The 16,366-nt window shown below is 58.0% G+C and carries 15 protein-coding genes, 1 tRNA gene and 1 pseudogene; 6 read left to right on the plus strand and 11 right to left on the minus strand.

The annotated features are described in order from the left end of the window. Positions 1-150 precede the first annotated feature (150 nt). From NKH38_RS21160 to NKH38_RS21170, 3 genes are all read right to left on the minus strand, one after another. Positions 151-777, minus strand: coding sequence for an Abi family protein (locus NKH38_RS21160; RefSeq protein WP_352763206.1), 627 nt, complete (start codon positions 775-777; stop codon positions 151-153). An 87-nt stretch (positions 778-864) separates the two neighbouring features. Then, positions 865-1,755, minus strand: coding sequence for an IS1 family transposase (locus tag NKH38_RS21165; RefSeq protein ID WP_352763209.1), 891 nt, complete (start codon positions 1,753-1,755; stop codon positions 865-867). 111 nt (positions 1,756-1,866) lie between these two features. Next, positions 1,867-1,942 (minus strand) — tRNA-OTHER (locus NKH38_RS21170). 287 nt (positions 1,943-2,229) lie between these two features. On the opposite strand from NKH38_RS21170, the gene NKH38_RS21175 reads away from it, so the two are divergent. Further along, positions 2,230-3,018, plus strand: a complete 789-nt coding sequence (locus NKH38_RS21175) for a hypothetical protein (protein ID WP_352763211.1) — start codon at positions 2,230-2,232, stop codon at positions 3,016-3,018. Here NKH38_RS21175 and NKH38_RS21180 read toward each other — a convergent pair. The 3 genes from NKH38_RS21180 to NKH38_RS21190 all read right to left on the minus strand — a co-directional run bounded on the left by NKH38_RS21180 (position 3,015) and on the right by NKH38_RS21190 (position 5,361). Next, on the minus strand, positions 3,015-3,248 hold the full coding sequence (locus NKH38_RS21180; RefSeq protein ID WP_352763213.1) for an RNA-binding protein: 234 nt from the start codon (positions 3,246-3,248) through the stop codon (positions 3,015-3,017). The two genes, NKH38_RS21175 and NKH38_RS21180, sit on opposite strands and share 4 nt — an antisense overlap. Before the next feature lie 494 nt (positions 3,249-3,742). After that, positions 3,743-4,447, minus strand: a complete 705-nt coding sequence (locus NKH38_RS21185) for a tetratricopeptide repeat protein (protein WP_352763215.1) — start codon at positions 4,445-4,447, stop codon at positions 3,743-3,745. Between the two features lie 179 nt (positions 4,448-4,626). Then, entirely contained in the window at positions 4,627-5,361 is a 735-nt protein-coding gene (locus tag NKH38_RS21190; RefSeq protein WP_352763217.1) for an IclR family transcriptional regulator, read from the minus strand. 633 nt (positions 5,362-5,994) lie between these two features. On the opposite strand from NKH38_RS21190, the gene NKH38_RS21195 reads away from it, so the two are divergent. Continuing rightward, positions 5,995-6,825, plus strand: a complete 831-nt coding sequence (locus NKH38_RS21195; protein ID WP_352763220.1) for a universal stress protein — start codon at positions 5,995-5,997, stop codon at positions 6,823-6,825. A 703-nt stretch (positions 6,826-7,528) separates the two neighbouring features. Continuing rightward, positions 7,529-8,653 (plus strand): DUF2333 family protein, encoded by a 1,125-nt coding sequence (locus NKH38_RS21200; RefSeq protein WP_352763222.1) that lies wholly within the window; start codon positions 7,529-7,531, stop codon positions 8,651-8,653. A gap of 287 nt (positions 8,654-8,940) precedes the next feature. Here the strand turns inward: NKH38_RS21200 and NKH38_RS21205 are convergent, their stop codons facing one another. After that, positions 8,941-9,234, minus strand: coding sequence for a hypothetical protein (locus tag NKH38_RS21205; protein ID WP_352763225.1), 294 nt, complete (start codon positions 9,232-9,234; stop codon positions 8,941-8,943). A gap of 197 nt (positions 9,235-9,431) precedes the next feature. On the opposite strand from NKH38_RS21205, the gene tatB reads away from it, so the two are divergent. The 3 genes from tatB (at position 9,432) to NKH38_RS21220 (ending at position 11,732) form a co-directional block, all read left to right on the plus strand. Continuing rightward, positions 9,432-9,767: a Sec-independent protein translocase protein TatB gene (tatB, locus tag NKH38_RS21210; RefSeq protein ID WP_023682870.1), complete on the plus strand. Its 336-nt coding sequence runs from the start codon at positions 9,432-9,434 to the stop codon at positions 9,765-9,767. 227 nt (positions 9,768-9,994) lie between these two features. Next, positions 9,995-10,774, plus strand: coding sequence for a CDP-diacylglycerol diphosphatase (locus tag NKH38_RS21215; RefSeq protein WP_023672581.1), 780 nt, complete (start codon positions 9,995-9,997; stop codon positions 10,772-10,774). A 109-nt stretch (positions 10,775-10,883) separates the two neighbouring features. Next, the gene (locus NKH38_RS21220; protein WP_023672580.1) at positions 10,884-11,732 is read left to right on the plus strand and encodes an undecaprenyl-diphosphate phosphatase; all 849 of its coding nucleotides are present in this window, start codon (positions 10,884-10,886) and stop codon (positions 11,730-11,732) included. Positions 11,733-11,778: 46 nt separating this feature from the next. Here NKH38_RS21220 and tnpC read toward each other — a convergent pair. The 4 genes and pseudogenes from tnpC to NKH38_RS21240 all read right to left on the minus strand — a co-directional run. Next, positions 11,779-12,627: pseudogene (gene tnpC, locus NKH38_RS21225) on the minus strand (IS66 family transposase); the annotation flags it as partial. 218 nt (positions 12,628-12,845) lie between these two features. Next, entirely contained in the window at positions 12,846-12,926 is an 81-nt protein-coding gene (gene tnpB / locus NKH38_RS21230; RefSeq protein ID WP_352763321.1) for an IS66 family insertion sequence element accessory protein TnpB, read from the minus strand. A gap of 729 nt (positions 12,927-13,655) precedes the next feature. After that, complete coding sequence (locus NKH38_RS21235; RefSeq protein ID WP_352763229.1) at positions 13,656-14,663, minus strand: AI-2E family transporter; 1,008 nt, start codon at positions 14,661-14,663, stop codon at positions 13,656-13,658. 286 nt (positions 14,664-14,949) lie between these two features. Beyond that, positions 14,950-16,260: a hemolysin family protein gene (locus NKH38_RS21240; protein WP_352763230.1), complete on the minus strand. Its 1,311-nt coding sequence runs from the start codon at positions 16,258-16,260 to the stop codon at positions 14,950-14,952. Between the last annotated feature and the right edge of the window lie 106 nt (positions 16,261-16,366).

Genomic DNA, 16,366 nt, shown 5'->3' on the forward strand with positions numbered 1-16,366 from the left:
GTGAGAACCACCCCCGAGCGCCTTTGCGGTTCCGCGGGCCGCGCCGCAGCTCGAATACGAAGTGTTCGACGAAAAGCGACAGGCATCCTATGCGCAGACGGTCGCCGATGTCCTGTCAACGCCCGGCGTGGTAGTGTCTCAGTTTGAAATCTAAGCGGCGGCAAATACGGCCGGGAACCGTGTGTGGTGTGTGGCCCATGCGCGCGTATCAGCACACATCCAGCCAATCGCCTCAAGACATTCCTGATGCAATCTGCCGGCTGAGGCAAAAATTGGCTCGTGATGGGCTACGCGATTGCGGAAGCGCCTAAGCGCATTCAAACGACCATGGACTAGTGAACGCTTCTTTCCGCCTGCCGCTTGAAACGCCTTGTAGATAGCCTTCCGCCAAATGGTCTCATCATATCCTGGCCCCGTCAAACCGACCCAAAACGAGAATTTTAATTCTGCAACCAAGTCGCTGATCGTTGGCGCGGCGAATTGGTCTTGAGCATGGGTGATCGAGTCCAGTGCGTTCTGGGCAAGGGGTGCCGTTCCGTTGGTCAGCCAATCCAAGCCATAGACGAGCCCCATTTCATGGCTAACGCTGTTTCTGAGGCAGACTTCCAAACTCTGCAAAGGCGTGTACATAGCTTCGGACAACCGCGTGTTGCGCTCGTACAATGCCAATGATGCGTCCAGCTCGTCCGCTGTCGCACCTAGGTACTTGGTGAGCCTGTCACGCGAGATCGTGCGTTCCAGCGATACGTTTATTGCAGGCGTTCGCAAATTGTTCACTTGTCCTTAACGTGAAACTCTATATATCTGTACCGGTATACCCCGGGTCGGCCTCTGCTGCAAAGCATGCTCCCGGGGTCAGTCTTTTTAGGCCTGTACATTCTTTCGGTACGGCCCTCGCTTGCCCGGCTTCGGTGCAACAGCATCCATCTTCTCGCAAAGATCGTCCATAGACCAGAGCGTCTTAGACACGCCAGCGGCCATTGCCGGAGTCATTTTCAGCGTCTTGTGCATTTGGATGAAATTGTACCAAACCGTGTAGATCGCGACCATGTGGACATGGTTTTCAAACTTCTTTGAGAACGCGTTGGTGAGGCGCGTAAAGCGGCGGTTTGCCATGCGCATCGTGAGATTAGCGCGCTCGATATGCGACGTGCTGACATGCATCGGGTCCGGATTGCCTTCAATCCGCGTCTTGGTCGCGCCAGTGCAGACTGCCGGGCTATAGCGGCGCTCTGGCGAGGTCTTCTTGCCTTCCGGCTCGCCGTACTGCTTGATCAGCATCGCATAGTTGATGTCGGCTCCAAAGGCTTCCTCGACCGCATTGAGATAGGCGCGGTGGCCGTCCGTCGTAAGCTGGACGCGATTAGCAAGACGGTCCTTAACGTCGTCCATGAACGCCAGCGCATATTCGCCGTCACGACCGCCGACCAGCCAGGAAATGATAAGCTTGCTGTCGCTGTCCAAAGCGGTCCAAGTCCATACATCGCCAGCGCCGTCAACCGGCTGCTTCATGGCCGAAACGTTCTTGGCCTTCGCATCGACGAACGACCAGATCTCATCGCACTGGACGCGCTTGGACTTCACGTTGCGGACTTCGCTATCGTGCAGATCGGCGCAGAACTTGCCGGCGTCAACAAGCAGCTTCGAAACCGTGTTGATCGAAACGTCGGCGACGCGGGAGATCGACCGCATGGACGATCCCTCGCAAAGCATGGAGAGGATTTGGACGCGGGTTTTGAGAGGCAGCTTGTTCATGCCCCTAATATCTGAACTTTTATGCTTAGTGTCAAGCATGATATTCACATAAACCTAGGATTCACAAACGGCTGTCACTATGTTAGGTAGCGACAGCCGTAGTGATTTGGGTGGAGCACCCGGAGGGACTTAAACCCCCGACCTAGCCGTGCGACGGGCTTGCTCTATTCAGCTGAGCTACGGGTGCGAAGCGGCCGGTCTTTCACCAGCCGCCTGTCGCCGACCTAAAGCCGCTACCTTTCCTTTCCGGGGCCGGGTAGCGGCTTTTCTATTTGGACTGGCCCCGACTATCGGTCGGCTTACTGCCGGGGCCAGCAACTCTTCTCAGCATAATTCGAACTCCTGTCACTGCCCAGCATAGAGACATGGTTCGTTCGGCCCTGCAAGAGGGTGGATTGGATTATTGGATAGATTTCTTCCATTGACGTGTGGATAACTCCATGTGATAAGTCGTCCACCATAGGAGACGCACGCATGTCCACCACTCGTAGTCCCAACTATCCGGCTATCGACCTGGGCGCGGCCATCGAGGCCGTTGAGCCGGTCTTCCTGAAAGAAAAGCGCAACAAGATGCCTCGTTTGATCTTGGCCCAGCATCTTGGCTATGGCGGGCTCAACGGCCGCGCTCTTGGCGTAATCGGCGCGTTGCGGGCCTATGGCCTTATGGAGGGAACTGGCGACGACACCCGCGTCAGCGAGGACGCTATCATTTTGCTGAATGCGCCCGCAGACGCGGATGAGCGCCATGACGCGATGGAGCGTTGCGCGTTTCGACCGAACTTGTTCAAAGAACTCCGAGGCCGGTTTCCGGATACACCGAGCGAGGGAGTTCTAAAATACACCCTCATCAAAATGGACTTCACGCCTGAGGCAGCTGGAAAGGCTACGCAGAACTATCTCGCCACATTGGCCCTTGTTGCCGATTCCCCGAAGGCCTATAATCCACCTGCCCAAACGCAGGAGGATGCCCAAATGGAACCCGAACAGACTGCAGAGCAGCATCCCAAAGCTAAGCCATTTTCTTGGGCCCGAAACATTGCGCAAAAGAACGCCGAGCAAGCTCAGTCAGGGATGCGACAGGAAGTCATCACGCTGGACGAGGGAGACGTTGTGATCTCGTTCCCAGAAGCTCTCTCGTTTGAGAGCTTCCAAGACCTAGAGGCACACCTGCAGCTGTTCGTGAAAAAGATGCAACGGCGAACCAAGGCATCCAAGCCCACGCAAGACGATGGCAAAAGTGATGACGGTTCCCGCCTAATCTAGGGCTTGTTCCAACGGCTTGCAGCTGCCTTCTTGGCGATCTCGGCGCGCCGCTCTGGCGTCATGTTGGCGGCGCGCTTCTTTCCGCCCTTGGATCCAAGCTCTTTGGCGGCGGCGCTCTTGCCGTCGTCCTGCACGGTGTCGTCTTCATCGCCTGTGGCAATGCGCATGACGCGGACGGCATTGCCGATCACGTCGGCGGGGCGTTTCTGGCCTTTAGGTCCGGTCGGCATCGTCCATCAATCCCGCTTCGTAATTGTGTAGGTGCGTCCAGACCCTTCTACGATCACGCCGTAACCCGGTGAATGGGTCCGATCTTTGTAGCATGTAGCAAAGGCCGCATTGGTCGCGTTGCCCATCTGTGGCACGTTAAGCGATACCAATCGCCTCGCTTCTTCAGGGCTTTCCGCCTGAAGCCAGAATCCCATGTCGGACGGTCGGTTTATCGGGGTAACTACAAAATGCACTCCGTCCTCCCATGCTTTGCGCTAAGCATATAGGCGCTTTCGCCTATGCGGGCAAACCGGGATAGGCGCTTTCGCATATTTCAAATTTCAAACTGAGACACTACCCCCGGCGTCTACCGCAAGCGGTTTCGCGCCAGGCGGGGACGCTCCGCCAGCGAGTGAGCGACGCAGCGCTTTCTGATCAAGCCACAACCGGCCCCTTGGCGCCGACGTCAGCGCCATGGCGATGACGCTGAAGGTGGATGAGCTGAGACCATAGGCTAATGAATACGCTGCCATGGCCTCGTCGAGGTCGCCGGTTTCCTGCAGGACGACACCCAGATTGACAGCCGCTTCCGGGGCGCCGGGCTCATCTCAAGCACGCGTCGATAGGCCTGTGCAGCGCTGCCGAACTTGCGCATGTCCTGACGTACCAGCCCGAGGTCGAACCAGGCCGACGGATGCCCGCCGCCAGCGACTGCGCGTTCGAGCAGACCTTCCGCCTCGACAGCCGCTCGGCGCTGCCATGCAAGGCGCCCGAGGCGCGCCGCTGCCTCCCCGGATTTCGGATCCCGTTGCAAGACAAGTGTCCAGGACGCGCTCGCCGCAGGGGCATCGCCTGCTTGATCGAAGGTGCGTGCCCGTTCGACGAGCATTTCCGCCTGAGATGACAGTCTTGCCGCGCGGTCCAGGAACTGAAACGCCGCTTCAAACCTGCCTTCGGCCCGGGCAATCCGGCATGCCAGTATCAAGGCGGGCGCATTGTCGGGTCGAGTGGCAAGGCTTGCTTCGATGCGCGCACGAGCCTCCGGCAGATCTGCCTCGGCGAACAATACAGCCGCCAGAAGATGGCAAAGCGCCGGGTCGCCTGGGTGCTGCTTCAGGCCCAATTCGCACACATCGATCGCTTGGCGATGATTGCCGGAATTGAACGCGGCCAAAGCGCGGCGGATCAGATCGTCACTATCGTTTTGATTGGTGCGCATTATGCTTGGACGCTCACTGGCAGTCATGTCCGCAAGGGGCCGATGTCGATTCCAGTCATGTTTGGCGGGACCACTTGCCACAGAGCAGAGAGTAACCGACTTGGAGCCTCGCTCGCCACCAATCCGCCCCAACTGCTACTCCCCTTCCCTTAAGCAGACACGTGCTGGTCACGACCATTCTATAAGCGCGCTTGTGCATATTGTTTGCTCGCAAGGGATATCGATAGACGTTCGCCAAAACCCAGCAAAAGCGGTCTGATGCTGACCAACTTTTCCGGCGTAAATCTGGTCAGCGGCCCAGAAACAGCCAGCGCTCCGATCAAGCCCTCGCTGCCTGAAAAAACCGGTACGGCCATCGCAGCTGTTTCGGAATCTCCCTTCCCGAGCGATATAAACGGAATCTTCGCCATAAGAGCTGTTCGCGTCCTAGGCTTAGCGGTACTGAACCGTGCAAGCACTTGGCCAGCTGCGTGACCGTTAAGCGAAAGCACATCACCCTCTCGGATTTGATCACGGATCAAATGACGACAGTCTGCGCGAAATAGGCAAATTCCGTCATTTCCCTCCTTTCGAAAAAACGATGCGCTTTCACCCGCCTGTTCGACAAGGCTCAAAAGGAGAGGCCGAACGAATGCCTCTATCTTAAAACGACGACGGTAGAATGAGGCCAATATCATCGGCGTAGGGCCGACAGCAAAGCGCTTGTCCGCCATGCGAACAATGTAGCCACTGCGGACAAGGGATTCCGTTAACCGAAGGATCGTGCTTTTGTATAGGCCCGTTCTAGAAGATATCTCAGCCAGGCTTAAACCCTCGTCATGCTCTGTGAAGCACCCGAGGATCGAAAGCGCGCGATCGACAGCTTCAACCCCTCCCGCTCTTGTGTCAGCTTGCTCCACCGCCTGATGGTTCACGCGTTTGGTTCCTTTGAACGCCAAAGCTCAGTTGCGAAGTCGGGTCCTGATCACGTCCCCACGTGCTCAGCTTTGGAGTACCTCGCTCGCGAAAAGCAAAGTGCCATTTCATCATTCAGCATATTATCCTGTCGGTAACTGAAAATCCTACACGATCGTGGAAAAAGAGGACCTACTGCATCTTCAAATGTCGCGTCCTGTCGGACATGATGTGGGGGACACAATACTGGCGCGTCGGGTGCTCCAAGTTGTGTCGCAGCCTCCCCAGCATCCAAGTTGGCTGGTATCCTGATTTAGCAGGATGGTCGCGGAACGTGGTTTCCCCGGCGCGGATCGTGAACCGCTGGGTTGCGGCCACATCATCGGCTACCGCTACTGTTCAAACAATGCTTGCGAGCGGCACTGCGCTCATGGCAACAAGCAGGCCAATCGTCATTTGCCATCTCTGTTCCTGGATGCCTGCCATTATAGCCACAGTCGTTCAGGACGGAATCGGCGCGGCGCAAGATCGCCTTGGATAGGCAGTAACAACCCTCGGTCGTCTGAGTTTTTGTAGACTGAAATGGCTGGCTTGAATGTGACACGCATTGGGCCAATGGTCGACGGCGGTCGAAATAACGGGGTTGAGGTCTGATGAGCCAAATTGCCTTACTTCCTCTGGCGACGTATCCGGAAGCGAATTCCACCAAAATCGCATCAAACGCAATCGCGGTGGTCAAGCACGTTGGTGCCGCACTTCATGCATTGACGATCAATGTCGATATTCCGGGTATTTCCAATCCGGTTTCGCGATACTTGATCGATCTTCCCGAAATGATCCGGGAGACAGAAGCGACCAGCCGCAAGCATGGGCTCGATTTGCTGGAGGCATTGAAAGCTGAAGCGGCACGCGTCGGATCGCTCCTCACAACCGAGGAGATTGCTGTTCAGCCAGCATCTATCGGCGATGTTGCGGCAACTCAGTCACGCTATTTCGATTTTGCTTTGATTGGGTTGGAGCCAAATAACCAGACTGCGCGCATGACCGTTAATGCGGTCCTGTTTGGTTCGGGTCGCCCAACCATAATTCTGCCGGAAGACGCAAACGTTGGTGCGATCGATCATGTCATCATCGCTTGGGATGGTAGCCGCGTTGCGGCCCGGGCCGTTGCCGATGCGCACGCGTTTCTGCAATGTGCCTCAAAGATAACGGTACTGACAGTGACAGACGAAAAGTCGCTGCGCGATATTGGCGAACGCCTCGCCCTGAGCCTGAGAAAGCGTGGCTTTCCCGCTGAGGGGATCTCAATCGACCTCGAAGATCGCCCCATTGGCGTTACGCTTCAGGCGCGCGCTGTCAGCATGGGCGCCGATCTGCTTGTTATGGGTGCATACGGCCATTCCCGGATGAGAGATTTTGTCGTGGGTGGAGCAACCAAAAGCGTTCTTGGCGATCTGCGCCTGCCTGTCCTTTTGTCGCACTAGAAATCTGCCCGAGAGTTGTCAGCGGCGGGTTGGCTACTACGATTGTGCCAGCGGCGCACTGTATCAGGTTCTAAACTAGCCCAAGACGAAACTGCCGGATTGCTCGTGAGTTGCCGATTGTTTTGCCTTCGATATCGAACTCGACCTGAACCGGGAGCATAGCCGTTCGCGGCACCTACGATTGATTCCTGCCCCTGCCAGAGGCCGACAATGACGGTCCGCCTTTGGTGCCCATCACGTCCGCGCCTGCAACCACTTGAGGCCGAACTCGCACAGAGCCAGAAGTCTGGGGCTGAGCGAACACTAGATGATGTTGGCAGTCTCAAACGTCAAGACGGGCATCTCGCAGAGGCACACTGCTTGCATTTGGCGAACGTCTATCGATATCAGAACGAAGTAAACTGGCACGAAGGCGCGCTCATAAAAAGCGTCGAAATTGCCTGTCGTGTGCGAATGGCTAGGCGAGGTATGGTGTGTGCCGATAACCATGCGGTTTGAAAACCGGGACGGATGGTCTATGCAGCGCGTCGTTCTGCAAACCACATATTTGAAGGACAAGGTGGCGTTTCGCACGCGCCTTTACGGCTTGACTGACTAGAACGAAATGAGCCGTCATTTCGTTCTAACCTATTGTTTTGGCGCATGATGTTATCCAAAAAGTCTGCAACTTTTTGGCATCATGCTGAAGGGGTGAACGAGAGCCATGCTTGATCCGATCGTGAATTTCTTCACCCGCATCTTCCAGTGGATCGGCCGCGGCATCGGCCTCGCCATCGGCGTGATCCTTTGGCCGTTCCTGTGGGCCGGGCGCTGGTACACACAGCGCGGCTGGATCCTGAAGGCGGCGGTCGGCCTCGCGCTGCTGGTTCTGATCGGTCTCTACGCCAATTTCTTCTACGCCACCCAGTGGTGGAACAAGTTCGACCCTAACTACGTCGACAAATACACCTTCGAGAACCGCAACATTTCCGCCGGCGAACAGGTCGCGGCCGGCGCTGGCACCGAAACCGCCAAGACCTGCGGCAATTCAGGTATCGCCCAGGTCGCGGCCGACCTCACCGATTTCAACGTCAACCAGAATGCCTGGATCTCGTCGATGATCCTCTACAAACTCGGCCTGTTCGGCATCGACTGGGACCACACGCCGTTCATGGACAACAAGGCCTCGTTCCAGCGGGGCATCAACCAGGCGGTGCGGCGCACCTCCACCGAGCTTGCCGACAATCTCGGCCGCGTGCGCACCACATCGCAGATCGACACCGACCTACAGGATGCGCGCGGCAATCTGCAGTTCGATGAGGAAACCTGGTATTTCGGCCTCAACCCGTTCGGACCCAAGACGCCGACGCCGAGCTATTATCGTGACGCGGTTCGCAAATTGCGCTCCTTCAATGCTCGGCTGGCCACCTGCCAGGCGACGTTCGATGCCCGAGCCGACAATCTGAAACAGTATATCGACCGCATCTCCTCCGACATCGGCTCAACCTCGGCGATCCTCAAGGAACGCGCCGAGAACCACAACAATGGCTGGTTCGACTTCCGCGCCGACGACCGCTTCTGGTTCTCCTATGGTCAGCTCTATGCCTATTACGGGCTGATGAAGGGCGCCCAGGCCGATTTCGAGGACGTGATCAAGGAAAAGCACCTGCAGAACCTGTGGGACACCATGGATGCGCAGTTCGTCTCGGCGCTGCGCATCCGGCCCTTAATCATCGCCAACGGCCGCGAGGACGGCTGGCTGCTGCCGAATCACCTAACGACAATTGGCTTCTACATGTTGCGCGTGCGCTCAAACATGATCGAGATTAGCAACGTTATTGCGCAGTAACTCGCTGCCACCGACCCAGTTTTGTGAACGGTGAAATTCGCCCAGAACCGAATTTTCAGCACGCCTCCTGGGTGGGTGTCTTGACGAGTAATGGCCTTCATCCGGGAAACTGGTTGTGCTCGCAGGCCTGACCAAGTCCGCACCATCGCTACACGGATCGACCTCGCCTTTGCGGAACAGGAGGCGGTCGTGAGGTCCGGCTAAACTGCTTGACAAAATTGGACCCGTCCCGCGGCGTGCCTTGTCGAACCAAAGCCCGTCGCCGAAATCGCTCGGCTGTTGAGAATCTAATGCAACTCCAGCTCGAATTCGACCCAGGCGTGACGACTGTTGTTGAGGGCGACGATCTTGAGGGGAATGAAACCCGCGGCGTAGTTGCCAAAGTGCCCGAAGGGTTGAACCGGCGGGATGGTCCGTATGGTCAGGGCTACGGGATCAACCGATTCAAGTTCCCCGGTGACCACGATGGGGGCGCCCCTCGTTCCTGCTCCCGAGACTGAAATGACCCGTAATCCGCCGAGTTCGTCAGAAAAGGCCGTGTGCCATCCGCTCCGGCGTGGTGTCCGCTTGCTGGTGAGCATGGCTTGATATTCGGGTTGACGGGTGGTGCCACATGGCGCGAAGTATGGACGACAATCGCGCGGCGCATACTGGAATGGCCCACGCGAGGCGGTCTGATGGCAGGCTCGGCGGTGTCGATCGAACCGCTACCCGATAGGTCGACGCAAAACCGCGGAGAGATTGTCACTGCCGGCGATGTGCGCGAGAGGACTTACCGATGTTCGGACTTGGCATGACCCACCTGGTGGTCATCTTTGTGGTGGCGCTCGTTGTTTTCGGACCAGAGGAGCTTCCAAAAGTAATGCGATCGGCGGGGGCAATGATGAAGACATTCAATCGGATCGCTGGTGATTTTCGAAAGCAGTTTGACGACGCCGTTCGACAAGCCGAGAAGGAACTCGACCTGCAGGAAACCCGCTCGGTGCTAAAGAATTCAATGGAAAGTGTATCGCAAAGCGCTGATAAGGCCATCGAAGGGAAGGATAACGATCGCAATCCGGCTGCTGAACAGAGCGCTGACTCAAAGTTGGCGTCCACCGCATCCAACCGGTGATCTGACACCAAAAGGGCGACAGCCCGCTTGAACGAAACCATCTCAAGGAGTCAAACAGCGGCTCCACCGATACCATCCCGGTTCCGCCGAACGCAGCCTCAGTCTCCAAGCCTCGTGACCGACATTTCGGCTGCTACATACCCGGTTGCAGGTCGCAGTTCCTCCATCATTGTCGTCCAGAAGCTTTGATATTGTTGGCAATCTTGCCCTGCCGGTTTCCGCTACCCATGACCATCCAACGCCATTTGTGGGGCCTTTTGGCTCGGGACAGGGTCCTCCGGGCACTGCTGACATTGTTTGTAACGGTGTCGGCCAGTAGCGTCGGCTCCGCTCCCGCGCATCGCAACGCGCTCTGGCAGGTTGTGCAGACTTGCGCTTTTGCCGCGGCGCATCTTGGCAGCGCCTTCCCTTGCGAGGAAGTGGTCCTGCCCAAACAGGGCGCACCTGGGTCGGCTCTCATCAAGTCGCCCCGATTTCGGACCGAGTTTCTGTTGATGCCACTTGCGGCTGTTGCCGGTATTGAAAGCCCGCCGGTCCGTGAGGAGGACAGTGCCCAACTCTGGCATCGGGCATGGGAAGTTCGAAACAGGGTTTCGGCGAGCCTTGGACGATATCTGCCACGAACGGCGGTTGCCCTGGCGGTGAATTCCAGAACTGCGCGGTCCCAGGATCAGTTCCACATCCACGTCGATTGCCTTGCAGCATCGGTAGAAAAGAAACTCGCCTCGACCGGGCCGAAGACCGAAGGCCCATGGCAGCTGTTCCCCCTGGCGCTGATGGGAAAACGCTACTGGATCAAGGCGGTCGATCGGCCGGATTTGGCAGCCACCAACGTGGCCGGCATTGTTGCTGCCGGGTTGCCGCAGGCTCGGCGCGCCATGCATCGGGTAAATATCGTCGTTGTTGGGGCCGAACTGGCCCATGCCAGGCCAGGGTTTTACATTCTGGCCAACTGGGAGCACTCCGCCGCCGAGCGCCTTTTAGATCACGACTGCACTTCGCGATGAGCGCCACGAGGTATTTGGAGAGGCCAATGGCCGCACCTGATACCGTCACCCCCTTGAAAGCTGGTATCGAGGTTATTTTGGGGAACCAAGATTCCGGGATTACGGACCTATGATCACTTATTTCCAGGCGATCGTTTTGGGGCTTTTGCAGGGTTTCGCCGAACTCTTTCCGATTTCGAGCTTGGGACACACCGTTCTGATCCCTGCCCTGCTTGGCTGGCCCGTCGACCGATCGAGCGATGCATTTGTCGCCTTTTTGGTGCTGACGCACCTGGCGACGGCTCTCGTGTTGCTGGGCTTTTTCTGGCGCGATTGGCTAGGCATCATCGGTGGTGTTCTCCGCTCCCTCAAACAACACGAGATCCGCGCCGATGACACCTATGCCAAGCTGGGATGGCTTCTCATCGTCAGCACCATTCCGGCCGGACTCCTTGGGCTTCTGTTCGAAGAGCGACTGAAGCAGCTCTTTGCAGCCGCGACACTCGTCGCGGCTGTGCTCGTACTGAATGGCGCAATGCTCTATGTCGTCGAAGTGTTGCGTTCGCGCGGCGCGACTGAAGGTGCCCACGATGACGGGAAGCTTGCTGCCCTTTCATGGATCCAAGCCGTCATCATCGGCATCACGCAATGTTTCGCATTGATACCGGGATTTTCTCGCACCGGACTGACCATGAGCGGTGGGCTCGCCTGTGGGCTTTCTCACGAGAACGCCGTCCGCTATTCATTCCTGCTGGCCACCCCAATCATTCTGGCGGCTGCCGTGCTCAAGGTCCCCGATCTTTTCACAAATGGCGGCGCAGGATTGGGTCAGGCGGTTGTTGGCGCCTTGTGTGCTGGCGGAACCGCATTTCTTTCAATTCGCTTTCTGCTCAAATACTTTGAAACGGACACGCTCAAGCCATTCGCGTACTATTGCATCGGCGCTGGAGCCGCAGCCTTGCTCTATCTGGCGCTTTAAGCTTTCTTGGGGTCGCTCCGAAACCATGCGAACGCGAACAGCGCAGATGTTCGCCACGGCGGTCGCGCGAATAGTGGAACAGCGCGGCGGGCGTATCGGCGCCGCCGAAGGGCCGGTCGTCGCGGACATAGACCCACAGCCTGCCGATATCGGTCTTGCCCTTGGCGAGGACCGGCACGTTGTGTCGTCGCCGTGCAATCGGTCGGCGGCGAGAACATGAGCCTCGATCCGGCGATAGAGGGGCATGAGCGCGAAAGTGGCCGCGCCAACTTGGTCGGCGAGCGTCGACAGGCTCAGTGGCACGCCCTCGCGAGCGAAACGTTCAGCCTGGCGGGTTAAGCGTTGATGCTGGCCGTACTTGTCGAACAGCAGCATGGCGAGCAAGCCAGGACCTGCCCAGCCACGCGGCACGACATGGAACGGCGCCCGCGGCTGGGTGATCGTCACAGTTCCGGCACGAGAACTTCTCGCGCACCGTCTGGATGACCTTCCACTGACGCGGGATCACCTCCAGTGTCTCGGTCACGTCCTCGCCGAGCTTCGAAAGCCGCGTCCCGCCGCAAGTCGGACACGAACATGGCGCGGGGGATGACGATGCGCTCACGTGTCAGATGCTCGGGAAACGGCTTCTTCACTGGCCGTTTGCGCTCGAAGCTCGAAGGCGGTGACACTGGTCGTCCTGGTCGCCGCCGCTTCGGCGGCAAGGTCAACTTCGCTGGCTGTGGCCTCGAGTTCCTCGAGTTGCAATTCAAGCTGGTCCAGGAGCCGGCGGCTGCGCTCGGCGCTGGGGCCATACTGCTCGCGCCTGAGCTTGGCGATCTGCAAGCTTGAGGTGCCCGATCAGAGCTTCCCTGGCCGACGCCTTAGCCCTCGCGGCGGCAAGTTCGGCGCCCATCGAAACAACCAGGGCCTTAAGCGCTTCGACATCGTCCGGCAGGGGCTAAATGGCGGCTTCCATGACCGAAATGAATCAGCACACTGTCTCTCGGTGCAACCGAAAAATGCCGCTTTGGCTGAGGAAATCCGTGTCCTATCCCGCGCTCACCGGACGCCAGCTGTACTGCGGGTTGCGCCAGTCAATCCCGTCGAGCAAACACGCCAGCTGAGCGCTCGTCAGTGGGGATCGCGCTTCAGGTGCTGCTGCACCAGCAAAGCCAGGCCCTGCATGCCCTTCCTCATATCGGTGTGACCCATCGACAGCCACACCCGCGCGCCCGGCGGGATCACCGCAGTGCCTTTACCACTGCCGTAACCAGCGTGGGCGTCGCTCCCGCGAAGATGCTCACCCGGCCGCCCTTTACCACCTCCACGACAATAGCCGGCCGGTGCTCCAGTGGATGGCCGACGTCGTCATCGACAACCACCGCCTCTGTAAGGCACGGGTCCGGGACGTGCTCGCACAGCTTGCGCGCCACGTGTAGATCAGCGGCGTCGAAACGTCATGCCGCTGCGCCACCTGCGTCACACAGGTCTCGGCGAAAACGCCTCCTCCAAAATCTGGCGCCGTTCCGCCTCGTTCCACCGCCGCCGACGTTCGGGGCCTGTGAGCAACGTGATCTGACCCATCAACTGCTCCTAAGTGCGCTCATAAGAGCACGCTTAAGACCACTCGTTCATCACCCGAACAAGGCGCGACACGCCGGATGGATACTCAAAATGCACCCCACCGGTCAAAAGCGGAAACAAGCCGATCGACGACGACAACACCCTATGCCGCCAACGTCACAAGATCGAGAACATGTTCGCCAAGCTGAAGGACTAGCGGCGCATCGCGCCCAATTTGACCGCTACGCACACACCGTCTTCTCGGCAATCTGCATCGCAGCCGCCGTCGCCTTCCGTCTTAATCAATGAGCCTGATGCTAGCTGGCCTGTTAACCATCGACGCGACCCGATTTCGTTCGATCGGGCATTGCTCCAATCCTAGATTAGCCCGCGCATCGTGAGTTCAGCCTTCAGATAGGCATAATAGATCGGCGCGGCGACAAGACCCGGCATACCGAACCAGGCCTCCATGAAAACAATCGCCAGAAGAAGCTCCCAGGCACGCGCGTTGATCCGCGTTCCAACAATCTTGGCGTTCACGAAGTATTCGAGCTTGTGAATGACGATGAGAAAGGTAAGCGAGCCGAGCGCTGCAAGGAAGGAGATGCTGAGGCTGACAACGACGATCACGGTGTTGGAGATCAGATTGCCGATGACCGGCAGAAGGCCGGCGACGAAAGTCAGCGCTATCATCGTCCTGATGAATGGCAGATCGATTCCGAAGGACGGCAAAACAGCGACGAGATAGATCGCCGTTAGAAATGTATTCAACGCCGAAATCCGAATTTGCGAGAACACGATGTTGCGAAAAGCCTTGCTCAGAATTTTGACACGATCCGCCAGCGCGATCGCCAGTGGGCCGGGCTCGCCCGATGGCGCCGCCGAGTTCACCGCGATCAAGCCGCCGATCACCATGCCGACGATAATGTGGACCACCAGGACGCCGACATCTCGCCCGACGAGTTGAAGCTGGCCGGCATGTTCGCGGAGCCACCGGGCCGCGAAGACTTCCAGTTCCTCGATATTCGACGGAAAATAGGCCATCGCCCAGGTCGGGAGATGGACACGCGCGGTATCGATGATCTCGGCCATCTTCTTGAGGAGCGTCACGACGTTCTCCGAACCGCCAGTCAATTGCGACACGCCGCTAAAGATAGCGGCGGCTATCAGGAGCGTGAAAATCAATGCCACCAAGGTCAACGCAAGGCTTTTCGTCAGGCTGTTGGAGACGCCGATTCGATGGAGCATCGGTGCGGCGAAATGAACGAGGTTGAACACGAGAAGGCCCGAAAGCAGTGCCGGAAGTAGGCCGAGCTCGAGAACGGCGACCAGCGCTATAATTGCGAGCAGGCACGACGCGACATAGAACCGTGAGAAAGGCAGCACTTTTCACCTGCTGAAGCAGCCAAGTCCTCTCCGGGTTTCCATTAGCTTTGATACCCGGTGATGCGCAAGCGAACACGCACCCAATACGTGTGTGAGGCTAGCCGCCTACATTTCTTCCCGGTTTGCAGCTTGATGGTTGTCGTTCATACTTTGATCCATGCGACACGGTCCATGGTCGAATTGGCATGTGCGCCTTCGGAACGCTCGTTCTGCCCGACAAGGCGTGAATCAATCGTCGCGAACGGCAGTAAGAGACATGCGGCTGCCATCCTGCGCGATCATTGATTTAATGCCGAGCGAGCCGGCGTCCGCTGGGTAATTTGCTGGCCATGACCTTGTCGATGCGTCTGCCGTCAAGATCGACGACTTCAAACCGCCAGCCGTCCGCTTCGACCGTTTCGCCTGTCGCCGGCAAATGGTGCATGTGCGACAGGATGAAACCGGCAACTGTTTCATAATCGCGATTTTCTGGGAGCTCGATGGCAAGGTGATCACACATCTCGTCAACGGGCATATACCCCGCAAGCAGCCATGACCCATCCTCGCGCTGCACGGCGGCCGTCTCTTCCTCGGCTTCCAGATCGGAACGGAACACGCCTGTGATCGCCTCGAGGATGTCGGCCGGCGTCACAATGCCCTCGAAATGACCGTACTCGTCATGGACCAGGGCCAAAGGCACCTGTGCTCCTTTCAGTGTTGTCAGCACATCAAGCGCGTCCGCCTGGTCGTGCACGATCGGCGCATTCTGCAGGTGAGGCCTGAGATCGACCTTCTGCCCATTGAGCATGCCCGCCAGTACCTTGCGGGTCTGCACGACGCCGATCATTGCATCGACCGTACCTTCGGCAATCGGCAGCAGAGAATGCTCCGTCTCGATGATCGCCTTGCGCACTCTCGTTTCTTCCCAGGTAATGTCGATCCAGTCCACATCGGTCCGTGGTGTCATAACGGCGCGCACCGCCCGGTCTCCCAGACGCATGACGCCCGCGATCATCCGGCGTTCGTCTGCCTCGATGGTGCCGTGATGCTCGGCTTCGGCAACCAACATTTTGATTTCCTCATCGGTGACTTTTTCCTTGGACTCGCCTTTCTGGCCTAAGAGCCACAGCAAACCACGACCGGAGAAATCCAGTAAGAACACCAGCGGTGCGCCAATTTTCGCAACGATGGTCATCGCCGGAGCTACACGCATTGCTATGCCCTCCGGATTGCGAAGTGCAATCTGCTTGGGAACAAGTTCTCCCACGATCAGAGAGGCATAGGTGATGACTGCCACTACGATACCGACACCCAAGGCGTCTGCAATGTTGCCGGGCACGCCGCTAGCGGCCAAGACAAATGACAGGCGCTCGCCCAGCGTAGCGCCTGAGAAGGCCCCGGAAAGCACGCCCACCAATGTAATCCCTATTTGGACAGACGATAGGAATTTTCCGGGATCGGCACCAAGCGCCAGCGCACGATTGGCACCCTTCAGGCCTCGTTCGGCCATACCTTTGAGCCTAGCCGGTCGCGCCGAGACAACGGCTAGTTCCGACATTGCAAGCAGGCCGTTGATGCAGATCAGGACGACGACGGTCGCGAGTTCAATGTAAAGCATAGCGAACGTTTAGCATCTGCGAAGCGGGAACGAAAAGGTGCATTCGACCACTATGTTGCAGCGATCCGTAGCAAGGACCGACGGCAGATACACCAATGCGACTGCT

Origin of the sequence: Mesorhizobium sp. M1078 (genome assembly GCF_040318615.1) — a bacterium.
Lineage (GTDB): Bacteria > Pseudomonadota > Alphaproteobacteria > Rhizobiales > Rhizobiaceae > Mesorhizobium.